This window comes from Tenacibaculum jejuense, assembly GCF_900198195.1.
GTDB lineage: Bacteria > Bacteroidota > Bacteroidia > Flavobacteriales > Flavobacteriaceae > Polaribacter > Polaribacter jejuensis.
Genome location: NZ_LT899436.1, coordinates 2871940 through 2894660, shown reverse-complemented (window position 1 = coordinate 2894660; position 22721 = coordinate 2871940). Strand labels below are relative to the sequence as shown.

General features: G+C 30.7%; 18 protein-coding genes. 12 read left to right on the top strand and 6 right to left on the bottom strand.

Annotation, left to right across the window (positions count from 1 at the left end; translation table 11 throughout):
- Window position 1: 1 nt before the first annotated feature.
- Window positions 2–1192, bottom strand: coding sequence for a pyridoxal phosphate-dependent aminotransferase (locus AQ1685_RS12795; RefSeq protein WP_095072724.1), 1191 nt, complete (start codon window positions 1190–1192; stop codon window positions 2–4).
- A gap of 183 nt (window positions 1193–1375) precedes the next feature.
- Between AQ1685_RS12795 and AQ1685_RS12790 the strand changes: the two genes are divergently transcribed.
- Entirely contained in the window at window positions 1376–2716 is a 1341-nt protein-coding gene (locus tag AQ1685_RS12790) for an aspartyl protease family protein (protein WP_231970189.1), read from the top strand.
- 53 nt (window positions 2717–2769) lie between these two features.
- Here the strand turns inward: AQ1685_RS12790 and AQ1685_RS12785 are convergent, their stop codons facing one another.
- Window positions 2770–3165: a DUF1573 domain-containing protein gene (locus AQ1685_RS12785; protein WP_095072721.1), complete on the bottom strand. Its 396-nt coding sequence runs from the start codon at window positions 3163–3165 to the stop codon at window positions 2770–2772.
- Between the two features lie 189 nt (window positions 3166–3354).
- Here AQ1685_RS12785 and AQ1685_RS12780 point away from each other — a divergent pair, with 189 nt between their 5' ends.
- The 4 genes from AQ1685_RS12780 to AQ1685_RS12765 all read left to right on the top strand — a co-directional run bounded on the left by AQ1685_RS12780 (window position 3355) and on the right by AQ1685_RS12765 (window position 11402).
- On the top strand, window positions 3355–5994 hold the full coding sequence (locus tag AQ1685_RS12780) for a valine--tRNA ligase (RefSeq protein ID WP_095072720.1): 2640 nt from the start codon (window positions 3355–3357) through the stop codon (window positions 5992–5994).
- Between the two features lie 217 nt (window positions 5995–6211).
- Window positions 6212–9724 (top strand): nitrate reductase, encoded by a 3513-nt coding sequence (locus AQ1685_RS12775; protein WP_231970188.1) that lies wholly within the window; start codon window positions 6212–6214, stop codon window positions 9722–9724.
- Window positions 9721–11148, top strand: a complete 1428-nt coding sequence (locus tag AQ1685_RS12770) for a rubredoxin domain-containing protein (RefSeq protein WP_095072717.1) — start codon at window positions 9721–9723, stop codon at window positions 11146–11148. The genes AQ1685_RS12775 and AQ1685_RS12770 overlap by 4 nt, the downstream gene beginning before the upstream one ends.
- A gap of 92 nt (window positions 11149–11240) precedes the next feature.
- Entirely contained in the window at window positions 11241–11402 is a 162-nt protein-coding gene (locus AQ1685_RS12765) for a hypothetical protein (RefSeq protein ID WP_157730217.1), read from the top strand.
- A gap of 127 nt (window positions 11403–11529) precedes the next feature.
- On the opposite strand, the gene mobA is transcribed toward AQ1685_RS12765, so the two are convergent.
- Genes mobA through AQ1685_RS12750 form a run of 3 tightly spaced genes read right to left on the bottom strand, consistent with a single transcriptional unit; the run spans window position 11530 to window position 13631 of the window.
- Window positions 11530–12102 (bottom strand): molybdenum cofactor guanylyltransferase, encoded by a 573-nt coding sequence (gene mobA / locus AQ1685_RS12760; protein WP_095072716.1) that lies wholly within the window; start codon window positions 12100–12102, stop codon window positions 11530–11532.
- Window positions 12092–12439, bottom strand: a complete 348-nt coding sequence (locus AQ1685_RS12755; RefSeq protein WP_095072714.1) for a winged helix-turn-helix domain-containing protein — start codon at window positions 12437–12439, stop codon at window positions 12092–12094. Before AQ1685_RS12755 ends, mobA begins: the two co-directional genes overlap by 11 nt.
- 1 nt (window position 12440) lies before the next feature.
- On the bottom strand, window positions 12441–13631 hold the full coding sequence (locus AQ1685_RS12750; RefSeq protein ID WP_095072713.1) for a molybdopterin molybdotransferase MoeA: 1191 nt from the start codon (window positions 13629–13631) through the stop codon (window positions 12441–12443).
- Between the two features lie 287 nt (window positions 13632–13918).
- On the opposite strand from AQ1685_RS12750, the gene AQ1685_RS12745 reads away from it, so the two are divergent.
- The 7 genes from AQ1685_RS12745 (at window position 13919) to AQ1685_RS12715 (ending at window position 21801) form a co-directional block, all read left to right on the top strand.
- Window positions 13919–14584: a Crp/Fnr family transcriptional regulator gene (locus tag AQ1685_RS12745; protein ID WP_231970187.1), complete on the top strand. Its 666-nt coding sequence runs from the start codon at window positions 13919–13921 to the stop codon at window positions 14582–14584.
- A gap of 251 nt (window positions 14585–14835) precedes the next feature.
- Complete coding sequence (locus AQ1685_RS12740; protein WP_095075073.1) at window positions 14836–16212, top strand: CmpA/NrtA family ABC transporter substrate-binding protein; 1377 nt, start codon at window positions 14836–14838, stop codon at window positions 16210–16212.
- 26 nt (window positions 16213–16238) lie between these two features.
- Entirely contained in the window at window positions 16239–17387 is a 1149-nt protein-coding gene (locus AQ1685_RS12735; protein ID WP_095072712.1) for an ABC transporter permease, read from the top strand.
- An 11-nt stretch (window positions 17388–17398) separates the two neighbouring features.
- The gene (locus tag AQ1685_RS12730) at window positions 17399–18241 is read left to right on the top strand and encodes an ABC transporter ATP-binding protein (protein ID WP_095072711.1); all 843 of its coding nucleotides are present in this window, start codon (window positions 17399–17401) and stop codon (window positions 18239–18241) included.
- 19 nt (window positions 18242–18260) lie between these two features.
- Entirely contained in the window at window positions 18261–19079 is an 819-nt protein-coding gene (locus AQ1685_RS12725) for an ABC transporter ATP-binding protein (protein WP_095072710.1), read from the top strand.
- Window positions 19080–19091: 12 nt separating this feature from the next.
- The gene (locus AQ1685_RS12720; protein WP_095072708.1) at window positions 19092–20375 is read left to right on the top strand and encodes an alginate export family protein; all 1284 of its coding nucleotides are present in this window, start codon (window positions 19092–19094) and stop codon (window positions 20373–20375) included.
- A 406-nt stretch (window positions 20376–20781) separates the two neighbouring features.
- Complete coding sequence (locus AQ1685_RS12715) at window positions 20782–21801, top strand: M12 family metallopeptidase (RefSeq protein ID WP_197697483.1); 1020 nt, start codon at window positions 20782–20784, stop codon at window positions 21799–21801.
- 104 nt (window positions 21802–21905) lie between these two features.
- Here the strand turns inward: AQ1685_RS12715 and AQ1685_RS12710 are convergent, their stop codons facing one another.
- On the bottom strand, window positions 21906–22580 hold the full coding sequence (locus AQ1685_RS12710) for a response regulator (protein ID WP_095072707.1): 675 nt from the start codon (window positions 22578–22580) through the stop codon (window positions 21906–21908).
- Between the last annotated feature and the right edge of the window lie 141 nt (window positions 22581–22721).

Sequence of the window (22721 nt, the reverse complement as noted above, 5' to 3'; positions counted from 1 at the left end):
ATTATTTATTGTAAGCTTCTAAAGCTGCTTTTAAAATAGCGACACAACGTTTTAAATCTTCTTTGTTTAAAACATAGGCAATACGAACCTGATTTTTTCCTTCTCCTTTGGTAGAATAAAAACCTCCAGCAGGAGCAACCATTACAGTTTCATTATTATGATTAAAACTTTCTAAAATCCACTGTGCAAAATCTTCTGAGTTTTCAACTGGTAACTCGGCAATACAATAAAAAGCACCCTTTGGTTTGGCTACTTTTACACCTTCGATTTTTTCTAACTCAGAAATTAGTGTATTTCTACGTTCTACATATTCTTCAATAACATCGTCAAAATAACTTTGAGGCGTATCTAAAGCTGCTTCACTAGCGATTAAAGCATAAGTAGGCGGACTTAATCTTGCTTGTGCAAATTTAATTGCAGTTTGAACAAATTCTTGGTTTCTAGAAACAATGCATCCAATTCTTGCACCACACATACTGTAACGCTTCGAAACAGAATCTATAACGATAGCATTTTTGTCTAAACCATCTTCTTTTAAAATAGAATGATGTTCTGCACCATCGTATGCAAATTCTCTATAAACTTCATCAGCTATTAAAAATAGATCGTGTTTAAGAACAATTTCTTTTAACTTTTGAATTTCTTCTTTACTGTATAAATATCCCGTTGGATTTCCAGGATTACAGATTAAAATTGCTTTAGTCTTTGGAGTAATTAACTTTTCAAAATCTTCAATCTTTGGTAAAGCAAAGTTATCGTCGATAGAAGAAATTACAGGAACTACTTTTACTCCAGAAGCAATAGAAAAACCATTGTAGTTAGCATAAAAAGGTTCAGGAATAATAATTTCATCTCCCGGATCAGTAATACTACCAATAGTAAATAATAAAGCTTCAGATCCACCTGTAGTTGCAATAATATCGTTTGCAGTTACAGAAATACCATTTTTATCGTAGTATTCAGAAAGTTTGTTTCTATACGTTTCAGAACCTTCAGATCTGGCATAAGATAATACTTCAATATTATTATTTTTTACAGCATCTAATGCTACCTGAGGAGTTTTAATATCTGGCTGACCGATATTTAAATGGAAAACTTTTACACCTCTTTTTTTAGCATCCTCCGCAAAAGGAACCAGTTTACGAATTGGTGATTGCGGCATTGAATTTCCTTTGTCAGAAATTGATGGCATAATTAGAATTTTTATAGTTGTTTTACAGTGAGCAAAGTTGCAAAAAATATATGAAAAATTAAATAATCTTCTACCTTAAAAAACACACATTTCACCGAAAGAAAATGGTTAAAACTATCTTAAAAAATTAATAATTAATAAATTTGATTGTATATTGAATAGTTGAATATTAAAAGACACAGCTTGAAAAAAGGATTACTATTACTCTTACTTTTTTGTGGAGTTTACACATTAACTTCTCAAAGTAAGTTTCAGTTTTTTGGTAGAAATGATGTTAAACAGAAAGTTAAGTTTAAAAAAATTAACAACCTGATTGTAATTCCCTTAGAAATTAACGGTAAAAATTTATCATTTATTCTAGATACTGGTGTAAATAAAACCATACTTTTTAATTTATCTGAAAAAGATAGCTTAGGTTTAAATGATGTAAAAAAGATTCAATTACAAGGACTTGGAGATCAGGAACCAGTCGAAGCTTTATTATCTAAGAAAAATCACTTTAAAATTAATAATATTGTTAATCCTAGTCAGAATTTATACGTTATTTTGAGAGACAGTTTCAATATGTCTTCTAAAATGGGAGTAACTATTCACGGAATTATTGGATTTGATCTTTTAAAAGATGTTATTGTAAAGATTGATTATGATAGAGAATTATTAACCTTTTATAATCCAAAAAAATACAAACACAAAACATGTAGTAGGTGTGAAGAATTTCCTTTAGAGTTTTTTAGAAATAAACCTTACATAAATACAGTTACACAATTAGATACAGTTTCAAATAAAAAAATTGACACAAAACTTTTAATAGATTCTGGAGGTAGCGACTCTATTTGGTTGTTTGAAGGTACACACGAAGATATTGTCACTCCCAAAAAATATTTTAAAGATATTTTAGGTGAAGGTTTAACAGGTAGTGTTTACGGAAATAGAAGTAGAATACCAGAATTTAGATTAGGTAGATTTGTAATGCCAGAACCTGCTGTTTCGTTTTTAGATACTACATCTACTGTTAATGCCAGACAATACAGAAGTAGAAATGGAAGTATAGGAGGAAATATTTTAAAACGCTTTAAAGTTTGGTTAGACTATCCAAATAAAAGAGTAGTATTTAAAAAGAATGGGTCTCTGAAAAAAGGTTTTTTCTACAATATGAGTGGGTTAGTTATTGTATATTCTGGAAAAGATTTAGTTAAAGAAGAAGTGACTAAAAATAGTGTTAATTCATACAATATAGAAAATACAACATCTAAGTCAGAAGTTTTCTCAGCATTCACTACATACAGATATAAGTTTAAGCCCGCTTTTAAAATTCAAGAAGTTATTAAAGATTCTCCTGGCTATAATATAGGATTAGAGAAAGGAGATATTATTAAAAAGTTAAACGGTAAACCAGCACATGAATATACATTAGATGAAATAAATGGAATATTAAGTGTAAGACCAGGAAGAAGAATTTCTCTTGTTATTGAAAGAGATGGATTAAATTATAGATATAGATTCAGATTAGAAAGACGTATATAAAAAAAAAGAGTTCCGTTTCGGAACTCTTTTTTTATAAAATTATGCTTTTGTTATTACATTGAAGATTTTTGAGCCTTTTCTTTAGCATCCTTTACAATGTAACCTTTTATTTTTAACATTTTTCTCTCTTGCTTAGCGTTAGAGTAAATTGTAATAGCTTTAGAGAATCCTCCAGGTCTCTTAGTATCGTAAGAAACTTCGATTTTTCCTTTCTCACCTGGCATGATTGGTTTCTCTGGTTTACTTGGAACCGTACATCCACATGTAGACTTAATATCTTTTATTACTAAAGGAGCATCACCTACGTTTGTAAATTCAAATACTCTCTTACCTTCAGAACCTAAAGTTATTTTTCCGTAGTTAATTACTTCTGTTTCAAATTTAAACTCCTGAGCGTTTACAGATAAAGTAATAAAACAAACTGCGATAATTGATAAAATTGTTCTCATAATGTTATAATAATTGTTTAGGGATTTTCCTATGTTTACAAATTTAATATAATTTTTTAGTTATAAAAAAATCAACATCTAAATTTTCAAAACATAATTAGATAATTGTATTTTTGTCAACTATATTTCAAAAATGATGCCAAAAATCATTTTTATTATTTGTAAACAACTTGATTAACAAGAGAACATATGAAAATTTCACCTAAATACAACGCCGGCGAAATAGAAAGTAAATGGTATGATTACTGGATGAAAAACAATTATTTTCATTCAGAAGTAGATGAAAGAGAACCATACACAATTGTAATACCACCACCAAATGTCACAGGTGTCTTGCATATGGGACACATGTTAAATAATACAATTCAAGATGTATTAATTCGTCGCGCTCGTTTATTAGGTAAAAATGCTTGTTGGGTTCCAGGAACAGATCACGCTTCTATTGCTACAGAGGCAAAAGTAGTGGCAAAATTAAAAGAGGAAGGGATCAATAAAAATGATTTAACCAGAGAAGAATTCTTAAAGCACGCATTTGAGTGGAAAGATAAGTATGGTGGAATTATTTTAGAGCAGTTGAAAAAACTTGGAGCTTCATGTGATTGGGAACGTACTAAGTTCACCATGGACGATGATATGAGTGAAGCTGTAATTAAGGTTTTTGTTGATCTTTATAACAAAGGATTAATTTATCGTGGATTCAGAATGGTAAATTGGGATCCAGAGGCTAAAACTACATTATCTGACGAAGAGGTAATTTATGAAGAGCGTCAAGGAAACTTATATTATTTACAATACGATATTGTAGGTTCTGATGAAAAAGTAACCATTGCAACTACGCGTCCTGAAACGATTTTAGGAGATTCAGCAATTTGTATTAATCCAGAAGACGAGCGTTTCACGCATTTAAAAGGAAAAAAAGCGATTGTACCTTTATGTAATCGTGAAATTCCAATTATTGAAGATAGTTATGTAGATGTTGAATTCGGAACAGGATGTTTAAAAGTAACTCCTGCGCATGATGAAAATGATAAGGTTCTTGGAGATAAACATAATTTAGAGGTAATTGATATTTTCAATGAAGATGCTTCTTTAAATTCTTTCGGATTGCATTATGAAGGAAAAGATCGTTTTGTAGTTCGTAAAGAAATAGCCAAAGAACTCGAAGAAAAAGGATATTTAGTTAAAGTAGAACAACACACCAATAAAGTTGGAACTTCTGAAAGAACAAAAGCAGTAATTGAGCCTCGATTATCTGATCAATGGTTCTTAAAAATGGAAGATTTAGCGAAACCAGCTATTGAAGGTGTTTTAGGAGAAGATAGAGATGTAAAATTATATCCTAGAAAGTTCGAAAATACATACCGTCACTGGATGGAAAATATTCGCGATTGGAATATTTCTCGTCAGTTATGGTGGGGACAACAAATTCCTGCATTCTATTATGGAGATGGTAAAGAAGATTTCGTAGTTGCAGAAACTAAAGAGAAAGCTTTAGAATTAGCCAAAGAGAAAACTTCTAACGCAAATCTTCAAGCTTCAGATTTAAGACAAGATCCTGATGTTTTAGATACTTGGTTCTCGTCTTGGTTATGGCCAATGTCTGTTTTCGACGGAATTAGAAATCCAGAAAATGAAGAAATCAATTATTATTATCCTACAAATGATTTAGTAACGGGACCAGATATTTTATTCTTCTGGGTGGCACGTATGATTATTTCAGGATATGAATATAAAGATGCTCGTCCGTTTGAAAATGTATATTTAACAGGATTAGTTCGAGATAAACAACGTCGTAAAATGAGTAAATCATTAGGGAATTCTCCTGATGCATTAAAATTGATTGAAGAATACGGAGCAGATGGAGTGCGTGTTGGTTTATTATTGAGTTCTGCTGCCGGAAATGATTTATTATTTGATGAAGCTTTATGTCAGCAAGGAAAAGGTTTAGGAAATAAAGTTTGGAGTGCATTTTACTTAACATCTATCTGGGAAGTTTCTGAAGAAATCGAGCAGCCAGAGCATAGTAAAATAGCTATAGATTGGTATAAAACCAAATTACAAAAAACTTTAGCAGAAATAGAAGATCATTATAGTAAGTATCGTTTAAGTGATGTAATCATGAGTCTATACAAATTGATTTATGATGATTTTTGTGGTTGGTTATTAGAAACAGTAAAGCCAGCATACCAACAGCCAATCGATAGAAAAACCTATGATGAGGTGATCGCTATTTTTGAAGATAATTTAAAGGTATTACATCCTTTCATGCCATTTGTTACTGAAGAAATTTGGCAGTTAATTTCAGAAAGAACCGGAGAAGAAGCTTTAATTATAGCAAAGTATCCAGCAATTAATGAAATTGAAAATCCATCTATTATTGAAGAATTCGATTTTGCTACGAGTATTATTTCAGGAATTAGAACGATCAGAAAAGAGAAAAATATAGCTTTTAAAGATGCTATAGAACTTTATGTAGTAAATAATGAAAACTATACGAAGAGTTTTGATAGTGTAATTAAAAAGCTTGTAAATGCTTCTGAAGTTAATTATGTAAAAGAAAAAGTAGACGGAGCTTCATTCAGAGTAAAATCTAATGAATACTTTGTGCCTATTTCAGCTGATAGTATTAATGTAGAAGAGGAAATTAAAAAGATAACTGAAGAGTTAAATTATACAGAAGGTTTCCTAAAATCAGTACAAAAGAAGCTTTCTAACGAAAGATTTGTAAATAATGCACCAGAACAAGTTGTAGCAACTGAAAAGAAGAAAGAAGCTGATGCATTAGCCAAAATAGAAACATTAAAAGCAAGTTTAGCATCTTTGCAGTAAAAAGAAGTTATTCTTAAAATATAAGGCCAAAAAGAAATTTTATCTTTTATTATAAAATTTCTTTTTGGCCTTTTTTTATTTTTCACACTCTTTTTTTATCACTTTCATAATTTTAATAGAGCTTTATTTTATGATGTTTAATTCTTTTGAGTTACGTATATATTTATTTAAAAATTAAGTATAAATACTTAGATTTGTTTGGTAATGTATTTGTTATATGGAATTTAAAACAACATGTTCTTATTGTGGAGTAGGGTGCGGAATAAAAGTAAAAAAAGGTAACGACAACAAAGTACATGTTACTGGTGATGAAAACCATCCTGTAAATAAAGGAATGTTATGTTCTAAAGGAATGAATTTACATTACGTTGTTAATGACCAATCTGATAGAATTCTTTATCCAGAAATGCGTTGGAGTCGATCACATCCCAGAGAACGAGTAAGTTGGGACGATGCTTTGGATCGGGCAGCAAAAGTATTCAAATCTATTATAAAAAAACATGGTCCAGATAGTGTAGGCTTTTATGTTTCTGGACAGAGTTTAACAGAAGAATATTATATAGCAAATAAACTTACCAAAGGTTTTTTAGGAACTAATAACATAGATACAAATTCTAGATTATGTATGAGTTCTGCTGTTGTAGGCTACAAAAAAACATTTGGTGAAGATAGCGTTCCAATTTCTTATGCTGATATTGAGTTAGCTGACTGTTTTTTAATTACCGGAGCAAATCCTGCTTGGTGTCATCCTATTTTATTCAGAAGAATAGAAAAGCATAAAGAAGAAAATCCAGATGTAAAAATCATAGTTATTGACCCTAGGAAAACAGATTCTGCGAATTTTGCAGATTTACATTTGCAATTATTACCCGGAACAGATGTAATTCTTTATAATGCCATAGGTCAATACTTAATAAAAAGAGGAATGATAGATGAAGAATTTATCAACAAACATACAGAAGATTTCTCAGCATATAAAGATTTAGTTTTTTCAACATCAATAAAGCAAGCATCTAAATTGTGTGGCGTATCAGAAAAAGACATCAAAAAAGCAGCTAATATTATAGGTGCTTCTAAAGGCTTTATTAGTATGTGGGCTATGGGATTAAATCAAAGTGTTGTTGGAACAGATAAAAATACCTCACTATTAAATCTTTCATTAATTACGGGACAAGTAGGAAAACCAGGTTCTGGGCCGTTTTCTTTAACAGGTCAGCCTAATGCCATGGGAGGAAGAGAAGTAGGAGGAATGGCCAATTTATTGGCAGTTCATAAAGATTTACAAAATGAAGAACATAGAAGAGAAGTTGCTCAATTTTGGGGAGTGAATACAATATCTGAAAAACCAGGTTTGACAGCTACTGAGATGTTTGAAGCACTAGAAAGTGGAAAATTAAAAGCAGTTTGGATAGCTTGTACAAACCCTTTGGTAAGTCTTCCAAATTCACATCAAATTGAACGCGCAATGAAAAATGCAAAATTTGTAGTAGTTCAAGATATTTCTTTCAAATCCGACACAGTATCGTATGCAGATTTAGTTTTACCTGCTGCTGGCTGGTTAGAAAAAGAAGGAACAATGACGAATTCAGAAAGAAGGATTTCTTATTTACCAAAGGCTATTGATCCTCCTGGAGAAGCTAGACCAGATGTTGAAATTCTTTGTGATTTCGCTCAAAGAATGGGGTATAGAGGTTTCAGTTATAATGAAACTAGTGAAATTTATGACGAATATGCTTCTATGACCAAAGGAACGAATATCGATGTTTCTTTTTTAAATTATGACCGATTAAAAAATGAAGGAACTTTTCAATGGCCAGTACCAGAGTATAGACATCAAGGAACAGCAAGGTTATTTCAAGATAAAAAATTTTATACGCCTTCCCAAAAAGCAAAATTTAATTTACCTGTTGCAAATCATAATAAGGTACTCGATTTAGACCCAGATTTCCCATATATTTTAACTACTGGACGTATTCGAGATCAATGGCATACCATGACAAGAACTGGTAAAGTAGCACGTTTAAAAACTCATTATGCTGTTCCTGTATTGCAGATAAATCCTGTTGATGCACACCTATGCAAAATTAGTGATGGAGATATTACAGAAATAAAAAGTAAAAATGGAGTAGTAAGGGTTAGAGCGAAAGTTACAGACGATATAAAAAAAGGAGTGGTTTTTTTACCCATGCATTGGGGAAAACAATTACAAAGTGATTTAAATAGGGCTAATAATTTAACCAATACCTTAGTTGATCCAATTTCTAAAGAACCTGATTTTAAATTTACTCAGGTTTCAATTTCTAAGTACATTAAAAAGGCAGAGAAAATTGTTGTTATTGGAGCGGGAGCTGCTGCATTTAGATTTGTACAAAATTATCGTGAAAATAACGATTACGACGAAATCCATGTGTTTTCTAAAGAATCAAATTTATTTTACAACCGAGTTTTGTTACCTGAGTATGTTACAGAGGAACTTTCTTGGGAACAGTTATTAAAAATACGAAAATTAGAACTAGAAGAACTAGATTTAAAATTATATCCTGAAACTTCAGTTTCAAAAATAAATAAAGAAAATAAAATAATTACAGACAGTAATGGAGTAGAACATAGCTTCGATAAATTGGTAATTGCTACAGGAAGTAGAGCTTTTATACCAAAAGATGTTCAAATCGATTTACCGGGAAGATTTACTATGAGAAGCAAAATTGATGCTGATCGATTTAAATCCTATTTAGATGCTACGAATTTACCACCAGAAGAGCAACACGTGGTTATAGTTGGTGGAGGTTTACTAGGATTAGAACTGGCTGCGGCAATGAAACATAGAAATGTGAAAATTACTATTGTCCAAAGAGCTTCTCGTTTAATGGAGCGTCAATTAGATTTAGTTTCTAGTAAACTGCTAGCCTTAGACGTTCAAGAGCGAGGAATACAAATTTATTTTGATAATGAAGTAAGTACTGTTTTTGATGACGAAGAAACTGGAGATTTAAATATCACGTTAAAAAGTGGTAAATCAATCACGGCAAATGCTATTGTTTACGCAATAGGGACAAAACCTAATATAGAAATAGCAAAAGAGAATGGAATTGCATGTGGTAGAGGAGTTATAGTAAATCAGTATTTACAGTCTTCTCATCCAGATATATTTGCTATTGGAGAAATAGCTGAATTTAACAATCAGTTATTTGGAATAACTTCAGCAGCGGAAGAACAAGCAGCTATTTTGGCTAATTATTTAGCAGGAGATGTAAGCAGCCGATACAAAGGTTCTGTATTAATGAATATTTTAAAATTCAACGATTTAAGCTTGTGTTCGATAGGAAATGTATTAATTCCTGAAAATGAAGAAGGATATGAAGAAATTGTCTTTACGGATACAAGTAAACGTTATTACAAAAAATGTATTGTAAAAGACGATTTACTAATTGGTGCAGTTTTAATGGGAGATAAAAGTGAGTTTGCTGAGTTTAAAACACTTATTGAGAGTAAGATTGAGATGGCAGACAAAAGAGATACATTACTACGAGGAACTTCTAATGATAAGCCAATGCTAGGTGAATTAGTTTGTTCATGTAGTCAAGTTGGAAAAGGAAATATAGAAGAAGAAATAGCATCAGGCTGTACAGATTTTACAGATTTGTGTAAGAAAACTGGTGCAGGTTTAGGCTGCGGAAGTTGTAAAACCGAAGTAAGAGAAATATTACATAATGCTAAGAGTTTAGTATGAGAGAATTAAACAGATTATTAATTAATGGAGGTGTACTTTCTCCTGGAGAATTAAAACATATTTGTGAAGTAGCAGAAGCTATGGGAATGAATGAGATTTCGTTTGGTTCTCGTCAAGATATTATTTTTCCTAAAAGAATTGATGAGAAGATAATAGCAGATAATCCAAATTTGCAACTTGTAGATCCAAGTAAAAATGCTATTCAAAATATTATGTCTTCTTATGTCTCTTCAGATTTATTTCATAATACATCTTGGTTAATTAGTTCTCGATATTTATACATTTTAGAACAATTTAAATATCACCCTAAATTAAGAATTAACATTACAGACCCTAAACAACGTTTGGTCCCATTATACACAGGAAATATAAATTTTATTGCTTCAGAAAACGAAGATTATTGGTATTTATATTTGCGTTTACCAGCATGGAGAAAAATTAAAATGTATCCAGCTTTAATTTACAGCTGGGATCTACATAAGGTTGCTAAAGCTATAGAAGAAATCTTAATTGAAGAACCAGAAACTATAGAAACAGTTTTTGAATTGGTTAATGATGCTATAGAAACCAATAATAGAACAGTAGATAAACCACTAGAAGTTCCATTTCATCCGTTTCCTTATTACGAAGGAATGAATAGAAGAGGAGACAAATATTGGTTGGGACTGTATTGGAGAAATAACTTATACGATACTACATTTCTAAAAAGTATGTGCGATTTATGTAATGATAATAAAATCGGAAAAATTTCACTTACACCTTGGAAATCTTTTATAGTAAAAGGAATTCCTGTAGCATCTAAGCTAGATTGGGAAAAGTTTCTAGGTCGATTTGGTATTAATGTTCGACATTCAATGTTAGAGCTTAATTGGCACTTGCCTGTTGCTGATAAAGAAGCATTAAGTTTAAAGAGATATTTAGTGTCTAACTTTGATCAGAATGATATTAGTACATACGGATTAACTTTCGGAATTACGAATTATATTGATAATCCATATCGATTCACTGCCATAGTGATTGAGAAAAATAAACAACCTGAAGTAGTTGGAGATTTTGTTATTAGAGATACGTATAATTTGCTATTTGCCAAAAATTTTGATCCAAATACGCAAGAATATATCATGTATGTTCAAGATGTTGATAAAGTAGAATTACCTGGTTTATTAATGGAATTGAGTAAGTTGTATTTTGAACAATTAGGAACAGAAAAAGAGTCGAATACGGCAAAATCTTCAAAAAAGACACAAGAAGAAGAAGAAATCCATCAATGTGAGCATTGTGGAACTATTTATAATGATAGATATGGAGATATCACTCAAAATATACCATCAAATACCTTGTTTAAAGATTTACCAACTACTTATGTTTGTTCAACTTGTGAAGCACCTAAAAGTAGTTTTATAAAAAAGGTTTTAGTAAAATAAATCAATGTTTATTAAGTTTTTACTAATGAAAAGTTGTTTCTATTGAATTTTTTTCTATTTTTAAGATCATTAACCTTTTAAAATCTAAGAATATGTTAAAAAAAGTAAATCAATTAGGGAAATCACTTACTAAAGAAGAGCAAAAATCAGTAAATGGAGGCTTACGTTTTCCTATCGGATGTCAAACAAGAAGAGATTGTTTCTTTGTAGATTATGCAGTTAGATGTATCAATAACATATGCGTTTTTCTTTAATCATAAATAAACTATGTATTTTCTAATTGAAATTAAACCAAAAACATTTCAAGTTTAGAATTATCCGTACAACATAGTGTTTATAAAAATTACAAAATGGGAATATTCGATAAAGAATATTCCCATTTTAGTTTTCTTCTATTCTCTTTAAATCTTCTATAGTATTTATGTTTCGAATATAAATTGCATCTTTTTCTGAAAGTAAAATGTTTTTAGGGTTACATGTATTTACGACAGATTGAAGTCTATGAATCTTATGGTTTATTGCATGTTCAAATCTAGAAAGGCAGTTTTTATGATATAGTGCGATCAGAGGAGTGGCCTTATCCTGATATTCAAATTGAATAATATCAAATTCATTATCAATAGCATGAACAAGTTTATTTAATACATAGGAATTAATTAAAGGAATATCACAACTTAAAATAATAGCATATTCAGTTTTAATGGCTTTTAATCCGCTATAAATTCCTGCAACGGGACCGAAATTTTGAATTTCATCTGGAATTCTTTCATAAGAAAAAGTATCATGATCGCTAGTATTAGAAATAATTATAATATCTGAAGTAATACATTCTAAAGCAGAAATACTATGCTCTATAAAAGTTTTTCCATTGAAAACAATTTTACTTTTATCAGTTCCCATTCTAGAACTTTTACCACCTGCCAAAACAATTCCTGTAATATTATTATTTTTCATGAAGGTTTTTTAAAGTTTCCAACTCTTGATCTAAAAAAGACCAACAATTCTTATTGATATTTTCAAATACTCTAATCAAATCTTTTCCATATTCAGTAAGTTCAGTTCCGCCACCACCTTTACCACCAATAGTATTTATAGTTACGGGTTCTTTTCCTGAAGAGTTTATTGAATTTAATAAATGCCATGCTTTTTTATAAGATAAATTTAAATATTTGGCTGCTTTTGATAATGAGCCTTCTTGATGTACTGCTTTTAAAAGTTGAATTCGACCTTCACCTAAAAAGACACGATCATCAACTTCAATCCATATTCTACTTTTTATTTTATAGTTCATTTTAAAGTGGGAGTAAAATAGTTTCTACAGTATCGTTAATTTCTACAGTATTAATATTCTCAGGAATATAAATTAAAGCATTAGCAGCAGCAAACGTTTGTAGCATTGCAGCACCCTGTTGATCTAAAATTTTGATAGTTCCTTGATTGTATTTAGCCATTAAGAATTCTGAACGTTGCCTTTTTTTAGTATAAGCGTTAGATAATATTGCTTTTTTTCTAGGTAATTCAATATTTATTTTACCAGCAAACTTTTGAAGCGCTATATGGACATAAGTATAAAAACAAGTTAATGTTGCAGCAGGATTTCCAGGTAACCCAAATATTTGAGTTTCATTTTTAACACCATAAAATATAGGTTTTCCAGGTTTCTGATTTACTTTGTAAAACAATTCGTTTACATTAAGCTCTTGCAAAGCTTTGAATACAAAATCATACTTACCAACAGAAATTCCTCCAGATATTAAAACAATATCATGTTTATTTATTGAAGAGGTAATTGTAGATAATGTACCATCATAATCATCTTTAACTTTATATATGTTAATATCATAGAATTTTAAATTATATAAAGCGCTAATTAACATTTTAGAATTACTTTCATAAATCTCTCCGTAAGCTAAAGTTTTACCGGTTTCAATTAATTCGTTGCCGGTTGAGATGATTCCAATACTAGGTTTTTGGATAACTTTTACAGTATCGATACCTAAAGAATACAAAAAACCTACAATAGCAGGATTAACTACTGTTCTTTTTTCTAATGCGATTGTTCCTTTTTTTACCTGTTCGCCTTTCAATCTTATATTTTTTTGAAAAGAGATTTCTTCTTGAATTGTAACCACATTGTTATGTAATGAAGTTTTTTCCTGCATGATAATAGTGTCTACACTACTCGGAACAGCAGCTCCAGTTAAAATACGTACAGCTTCCCCTTTTTTTAAATGATAAGTTTTCGTATCACCAGCTTTAATTTCACCAACTATTTTATATTCATTTTGATTTTTATAATCATCAAATAAACATAAACCATAACCATCCATAGCAGACTGATTAAAAGGAGGCAAATCAATAGGAGCAATAATAGCTTCAGCTAATAAATATCCATTAGCTTTTTCTAAGGTTTTATCTACAAAATTAGTACCTATTTTACTATATTTTTTTAGAGTTTGAATAGCGTTTTCAACAGAAATCATAACTTATATTTTCGTTATATCTTCATAAACATAATGAAAATAGAGGGTTAATTTTTAATCAATTAGAAGTAATTTTTAATTACTATAGATATCATAAAAAAGAATCATTCAAAATGAATTATTAAAAAAATAGAACCTTTATTTTAATAATTTGAGAAAAATGAAAATCAGATTATTTTGAACAAGTATTATTACGTAATTTCCAGACTTAATTTTAGCTTTTGAGTACAAAAAACAACATCACTAATTCGAATTATTCTTGTCAAAACTGTTTAAATATTAACTGTTTGATATACGTAAATCGTAAGAATCAAAATATTTCAAAATTTGTTGAAAACAAAAAACTTTTACGATGTAAAAAAGGACAGCAGTTTATAATGGAGGGAGCTATGGTGAATGGTTTATTTATAATTCTAGAAGGAACTGCTAAAGTTTTTAGAACAGGAATCAATGGTAAAGAGCAAATTGTTCGATTTGCAAAAGACGGAGAAGTAGTTGGTCATCGTGGTTTTGGAACAGAAGAGTCTTATCCAATAGGTGCTGTAGCTCTAGAAGATACTTTATTGTGTTATTTTTCTAAAGAACATTTGCAAGAAGCATTATTAAGTAGTGCTAAATTATCTTATGATATGATGTTATTCTATGCAAACGAACTGAACAGAAGTGAAAGTAAGGTAAAAACAATTTCTCAAATGACTGTAAGAGAAAGAGTAATAGATACCTTATTATATATAAATAGAAAGTTTGGAACTACTGGGGGCTATTTGAACTTATTGTTAACTCGTAAAGAGTATGCAGATTATGCAGGGACTACAGAAGAACAAGTAATTCGTACTTTTTCTAGTCTGAAAAAGGAACAGTTTATTGGTGCTAGAGGTAAAAAAATAAGTATTCTAGATGTAGAAGGCTTAAAAGCTGAAATTAGTCAGCATAATTTTTTCTTAGATAGTTAAGTATTTAATTTTTTAGAATATAAAGCAAAAGTGTTGTTTAAGTAATTAAGCAACATTTTTCTTTTTACGTATTTTTTAGTCTTAAAACTACGTATTTATTGAGGGTTTGTCAAAAACCTGCGTTTTGTCAGTTTTTGTTATGGTTTAAAAAGATGTTTAGCTATGGGTATTATCATAAGCTATATAAAGGAGTACGTATATATTTGTTAAAACTAAGTATTAATACGTATAAAAACTCATCAATGAAAAAAATGAAAACTATACTACAGAGAACAATTTCAGTAATAGCATTAGCTGTTTTATTGAATTCTTGTGGAGGTAAAGAAAAAAAAGAAGTAAAAGCCGAAACTAAAGAAGAAGTTAAAACTACTGGTTTAGAAATTGAAAAACCTCAATTAACTTTTGGTTTTATAAAGTTAACAGATATGGCACCTTTAGCAATTGCTAAAGAGAAAGGCTATTTTGAAGATGAAGGATTATTCGTATCAGTTGAGGCGCAATCAAATTGGAAAAATGTATTAGATAGAGTTATAGATGGACAATTAGATGGTTCGCATATGTTAGCAGGACAGCCAATTGCTGCAGGAGCAGGTTTTGGTAGACAAGCAGAATTAGTAACTACATTTTCTATGGATTTAAACGGAAATGGTATTACGGTTTCTAACGATGTTTGGGCTAAAATGAAGCCAAACGTTCCTAAAGACAAAGAAGGAAAACCAATTCATCCAATAAAAGCAGATGCATTAAAACCTGTTATAGACGAGTACAGAAAAACAAAGCCATTTAAAATGGGAATGGTATTTCCTGTATCTACACACAATTATGAAATTCGTTATTGGTTAGCTGCTGCAGGTATTCATCCAGGAATGTATACGGCAGAGAATACTCAAGGACAAATAGATGCTGAAGTATTATTATCAGTAACGCCACCACCACAAATGCCTGCAACTCTTGAATCAGGAACTATTTATGGATATTGTGTAGGAGAACCTTGGAACCAACAAGCAGTTTTTAAAGGAATTGGAGTTCCAGTAACTACAAATTATGATATCTGGAAAAATAATCCAGAGAAGGTATTTGTAATGACTAAAAAATTCATTGAAGAGAATCCAAATACAGCGACAGCAGTAACTAAAGCATTAATAAGAGCAGGGAAATGGTTAGATCAGCCAGAGAATAGAGCAGAAGCAGTTAAGATCTTATCTAAACCTCAATATGTAGGAGCTCCAGAGTCTGTGTTAGCGAATTCAATGACAGGTACTTTTGAGTTTGAAAAAGGAGACAAAAGACAAATGAAAGATTTCAATGTGTTTTATAAATATCATGCGACATATCCTTTTTATTCAGATGGAATTTGGTTTTTAACACAAATGCGTCGTTGGGGACAAATTCCAGAAGCCAAAGCTGCAAATTGGTATCCAGAAACGATTCAAAAAATTTATAGACCAGATATCTGGAAGAAAGCAGCTGAATTATTAGTGAAAGAAGGAAAAATCCCAGCAAGTGATATTCCACAAACAGATGGTTATAAACCAGCAACCACAGACTTTATCGATGGTAAAAAGTTTGATGCGAAAGACCCTATAGGTTATATCAATAGTTTTTCAATAGGGAATAAAGATAAATAAAGAAAAAACCAAAAAACATATAGATCATGAAGCAAAGTGTAACAGTAAATCAACCAGCGGAAGCAAAGTGGCAAAAGGTAATTAAAACACTTTTTAGTAAAGTAAGTGTTAAAAAACCAAGTTTTAACTTATTATCAACCTTAAAAAAAGTAGGTATTCCTTTCGCTTCTATAGTAGTTTTTATAGGTATTTGGCATTTAGGAGCTGAAGGTTTAAGACAAAGAGAGATAAATTATAGAGTAGAAAAAACTCTTGCAGATCAAGGGGAAGCAGCAGCAGCAGCACTTAAATCTTGTTTTGCATCAGGTGACGCTACTTGCCAAACAAACACTTTACCTTCTCCAACTATGGTTTGGGCTTCAGTTATGACTTTGATTAATGATCACTTTATCATTTTAGAAGATAAAAAAGCATTTAGAGATAAAACTGCATCTTTAAATGAAAAAATAAAAGTATTCAATAAAGAAAATGCCGCATTAATTAGTGCAGGTAAAGTCGCAAAAAAAGAATTAATAGAATATACAGGTAGAGCTTCTTTTATCGATATTGTTTTAACAAGTCTTAAAACGGTATTTGCTGGATTCTTATTAGCGTTTTTTATAGCTGTTCCTATCGGAATTGTGATTGGGTTAAGTGATAAGTTAAGAAATGCCTTTAATTGGTTTATTCAAATTTTTAAACCAGTTTCTCCTGTCGTTTGGTATTTATTAGTATTCATGATTGTAAAAACATTATTAATTGGTACTAGTACAGATAACTCATTTGTTATTTCTTTTATAAGTGTTGGTTTGTGCGCAATGTGGGCAACTTTAGTAAATACAGCTGTTGGAGTTTCAACAGTAGATAAAGATTATATCAATGTAGCAAAGGTTTTAAAATTAGGACCATTGCAAAAAGTATTCAAGGTAATTTTACCTTCATCTTTACCGTTGATTTTTACCGGTTTACGTATTACATTATCTGTAGCTTGGATGGTTTTAATTGCAATTGAATTATTGGCACAAAGTCCAGGTTTAGGGCTTTTTGTTTGGGAAGAATTCCAAAATGGAGCTAACGATTCAAACTCTAAAATTATCGTAGCGATGTTTGTGATTGGAATTATTGGTTTCCTTTTAGATCGATTCATGCTAACTATTCAAAATATGGTTTCATTTAATAAAAGTGAAGGAATATAAAACTACAAGATATGGCATATTTAGAATTAAAAAATATTAATAAGACCTATGGTGTAGGAGAACAAGCTACTGAAGTTTTATCAAATATTAATTTATCTATTGAAGAAGGAGAATTTGTAGCTATAGTTGGGTTTACAGGAAGTGGTAAAACTACCTTAGTAAATTTAATCAATGGTTTATTAGAGCCTACTAGTGGAGAAGTTTTATTTAAAGGCGAGCCTGTTAAAGGAACGAGTCATGAGAGAGGTGTAATTTTTCAAAATTATTCATTATTACCATGGTTAACTGTTGAACAGAATGTATTAATGGCTGTAAAAGAGGCTTTTCCTAAAAGGGAAAAAGCAGTCTGGAAAAGAAAAGCAGGACATTATATAGAAATGGTAGGTTTAACTCCTGCTATTAACAAATTACCAAAAGAATTATCTGGAGGAATGCGTCAGCGTGTTGCTGTAGCTCGAGCTTTAGCTATGAAGCCAGATATGATTATTATGGATGAACCGTTAGGAGCTTTAGATGCCTTAACTAGAGGTAATCTTCAAGATCAAATATTAAAGATTTGGGGTAAAGACAAACGTACAGCATTGTTAATTACAAATGATGTAGATGAGGGAATTTATATGGCAGATCGAATTATTCCATTAAGACCTGGACCAAACGCTACTTTAGGTCCAGAATTTAAAATAAACATTGAACGACCTCGAGATAAAACAGATTTAAATGATAATCCTGTATACAAGAAAACGCGAAATGCTATTATAGAATATTTAATGGATATCGGTGAAGAACGAAAGTCTGAACAACAAAATACATATGTATTGCCAGATTTAATGCCAAAGAGTTTTGTAAGAGTCTAATTCAATAAAAAGATTTAAAATGAGTATATTAGAAGCAGAAATAACTCAAAATACCCCCCAAATAGAAACCAAAGAGTTAATGTTGGATTTAAAAAATCTTAAAAAAGTTTATCCAACACCTAAAGGAGATTATATAGTTTTAGAAGATTTGAATCTTCAAATCATGAAAGAAGAGTTTGTAACCATTATCGGTCATTCTGGATGTGGTAAAACTACTATGCTTTCTATGATTGCAGGTTTAAATGAGATTACTGGTGGAAGCATATCAGTGTTAGGAAATCCTATTAAAGGTCCAGGACCTGATCGAGGCGTAATTTTCCAGGCTCCAAGTTTAATGCCTTGGATGACTTCATTACAAAATGTATTGTTAGGAGTAAATCAAGTATTCCCACATGCAACAAAAAAACAACGAAACGATATTGCTAAATATTATTTACAAAAAGTAGGTTTAGAAGATGCTTTTTACAAAAAGGCTAGTGAGTTATCTCAAGGAATGCAACAACGTGTTGGTATTGCGAGAGCATTTGCTATCAAACCTAAAGTGTTACTATTAGATGAACCTTTTGGAATGTTAGATTCTTTAACAAGAGGTGAGCTACAAGATATTTTGATAGAAATCTGGAATAAAGAAAAAATTACTGCGGTTATGATTACTCACGATGTAGATGAAGCTATTTTCTTAGCAGACAGAGTTGTAATGATGACTAGTGGTCCTAAAGCAAAAATTGGAGATATTTTAAACATTAACTTTGAAAGGCCAAGAACAAGAAAAACAGTATTAGAACACGACGATTATTATAAATATAGAAAACATTTAATTGATTTTTTAGAACATTAAAACTGAAAAAGTATGAGAAGCAAACTACTACTATTAGGTATATTATTTACAACTTTTAATCAATACGTAAACGCACAGTTTACCCTAGATGGAGAATTTAGACCACGTATCGAATTTCGTAATGGATTTGGAACATTAATTGCTGAAAATTCAGATCCTGGCTTAGGAATAGCCACAAGAGCTAGACTTAATGCAGGGTACAAAACAGATGCCTACAAGTTTTACCTAAGTTTACAAGATGTATTTGTTTGGGGAGAAAATAGACAGATTTTACCTAATGATTTTAATAATTCATTCGCTATTTTTCAAGCATGGGCTGAAATTAGACTTGGAGGAGGTTTCTCAACGAAGCTTGGTAGACAAGTGTTATCTTATGATGATCAAAGAATCTTGGGTGGTTTAGATTGGGCACAACAAGGACGTAATCACGATGCAGGTTTATTAAAGTATAAAAAAGGAACTTTTAGCGCAGATTTAGCTTTAGCATTCAATCAAGATAATCCAACACCTGGAGGATTTCAATCGGAAGGAACAGCATTTACTACTACAGGTTTTTTTACTTACAAAACTATGCAAATGTTACATGTTCATAAATCTTGGACAGATTTTTCAGGGAGCTTTTTATTCATGAATAACGGATTTCAAAAAGGAACTACAGTAGCTGGTGTTTTTCAACCTGAAGAAGGTAATAATAATCTACAAACTTTTGGAACTCACTTAAAATACAAGAAAAATAAATTTAGCATAGCTGCAAATGCGTATTTACAAACAGGAGAAAGACAAGGAGACATTGAAGTTAGTGGTGCTTATTTAGTAGGTTTAGATGTAAATTATAAAGCTTCTCCAAAGATAGGAGTAGGAGCTGGATTAGAAATAATTAGTGGAAGAACAGATGATACTGCTGCATTTTTCCCATTATATGGAACAAATCATAAGTTCAACGGGTTAATGGATTATTTCTATGTAGGAAATCATGCGAACTCTATCGGTTTATTTGATATACATGCTAGCGCTAATTTTAAATTAGATGATAAGGCAAATCTTATGGTTAAGGTTTTAAATTTCAGAGGAGAACAAGAATTAGCAAGCGGAGAAAAATCTTTAGGAACTGAAGTAGATTTAGTATACAAAAGAAAATTTAAAGGTTTTACAGTTGTAGCTGGATATTCTCATATGTTTGAAAGTGATGGAATGTATGAATTAAAAGGGATAGCTGAAGCTGATGTGGCAGGTACTCAAAATTGGGCTTGGGCTATGCTAGTTTTAAAACCTAAGTTTTTAAATGGAACAAAATAGCAAATGATAACAAAGAAAAATCAATCATTATTTAGATAAATAATTTGATTTATATGTTTTGGATTAAGAAGGGGGTACTTTTTCAAGTGACCTCTTTTTTTATTATTATATTATCAGTAAAGTGGGGCTCGTGTTAAGTTTATATTAATTGATTTTTAAATGTTAATAAAAAGTTAAGGTTTAAAATTAGAATTTAACAACTTTTTTTATTTTGTTAAATATTTGGTTTTCAGGCTTTTGTATTTTTTATTTTTATTTTTTTTATTGATAATAATGAAATATAAGTTTGTTTATTTCTTTTATGTTTAGAATAATAATTTACAATTTAGCACATTATGTAAGTGAATTAATTGTTTTTTAACGCTTACGTTAAAAACTCCCAATATCAATTTATAAAACCATTATTATGAAAAACTTCAAACTCCCATTAGTAGCTTTAGCTGCTTCGATGTTAATTTTTTCTTGTCAAAACGAGGAAACAAATGATTTAAATGAAATTATTCCACCAGAGAGTGCAACAATTAGTCCAGAAGAGGCTTTTCCGGCACTTAGCGGTGATGTTAAAGAAATGTACTACGGAAGTAGTAAGGTAAATGTAGAGAAAGTTAATGATGTATATGTAATGGATGGAGACATTCTTTTTGATGCAAATCAATTAACAGAAACACCAACTGAAGCAGGTGAGCCTTCTTCTGCAGAAACTTTAGGAAAATCTGTTGGTAGAACTGGTGGTAGATGGAGAAATAATACTGTATACTATTCAGTACAATCATCTTTAGCAAATAAAAGACGTGTAACTGACGCAATTGCGCATTGGGAAAGAAACACAGCTTTAAGATTTGTACAAAGAACAAATCAGTCAGATTATATTTATTTCAGAACTGGTTCAGGATGTTCTTCTTTCGTAGGTAGAAGAGGAGGTCGTCAAGATATTAATTTAGCTACAGGTTGTACTACAGGTAACACTATTCATGAAATTGGACATGCAGTAGGTTTATGGCATGAGCAAAGTAGAAAAGATAGAGACACTTATGTGAATATTAATTTCGAAAATATTGTTGATGGTCGTTCATTTAACTTTCAAACGTATGTTCAACAAGGTAATGATGGAAATGAGTACACTTCTACTTTAGACTTTGGATCTATCATGATGTACGGACCAACATTTTTCTCTAAGAATGGTAAACCAACTATCGAAAAGAAAGATGGATCATCATATTCTATTCAAAGAAATGGATTATCTGCTGGAGATATTCAAGGAATAAATAGAATGTACCCTCCTTCAAATGCTAGTGATAAATGTAATGGAGTATCTGCATACGTTAGAGGAAGAAGATATTCTATAGGATCAAGAGTAACATTCCAAGGATCTTTATATGAAAGAGTATCTGGTGGATGGAATAACTTAGGTCAGTGTGGATCTTAGTTAGATTAACAATAAAGGAAAGAAAGTAAGTAGACAATAAATCCTTATCCCAATCCTAATTATTAAAATGGATTTAGGTTGCCCGAAAGGGCAGCCTTTTTTATTTATATTAGATTGTATTCATTTGCTTTCTGATTTAGCTCCATGATATTTTTCACATTGAGTTTTTTCATCAGATTAAAACGATGTACTTCAACGGTTCTCTTACTAATTTTAAGTTCTTCTCCAATATCTTTATTGTTTTTTAACTGTAGAACTAGCTGAAGTATTTGTGTTTCTCTTTTAGTTAATTTAAAAGGATTTTCAGATTTTTTTGAAGTTGTATTAGTTTTCTGAGTTGTTTTTCCATTCACAAAATTATTCATGATAATATCTGAAACATCACCTGTAAAATACTTATCGCCAGAAGCAATTTTATGTAAAGCTTTTAAGAACTCTTCTTTACTAGAACCTTTTAACAAATAACCATCTGCTCCTGCTTGGATAGATTGTACAACGTACTCTTCTGAATCGTGCATGGAGAGAACCAACGTTTTGATATCTTTTTCAGTGTGTTTTTCTTTTAAAATAGTTACTAACTCTATTCCTGTCATTTCAGGCATACGAATGTCAACAATTAAAACAATAGGAGTAGTAATACTTTCTATAATCTGTAAAGCATCTTTTCCGTTAGAAGCTTCGTTTATTACTTTAATATCATTTTGATCTTCTAACAATGCTCTAATTCCGTCTCGAACTAAAACATGATCGTCTACTAAAACAACATTAATAATTTCCATAGGTCTATTAATTTATAAGCAAATATACTTAGAAACTACATATTATGTTGATGTAAATACGTAGTAAAAATCTAAATAGTGTTAACTTATTTCAGTACGAGACATAGAAAAGAAAAAGGTCATCTAAACTTAGATGACCTT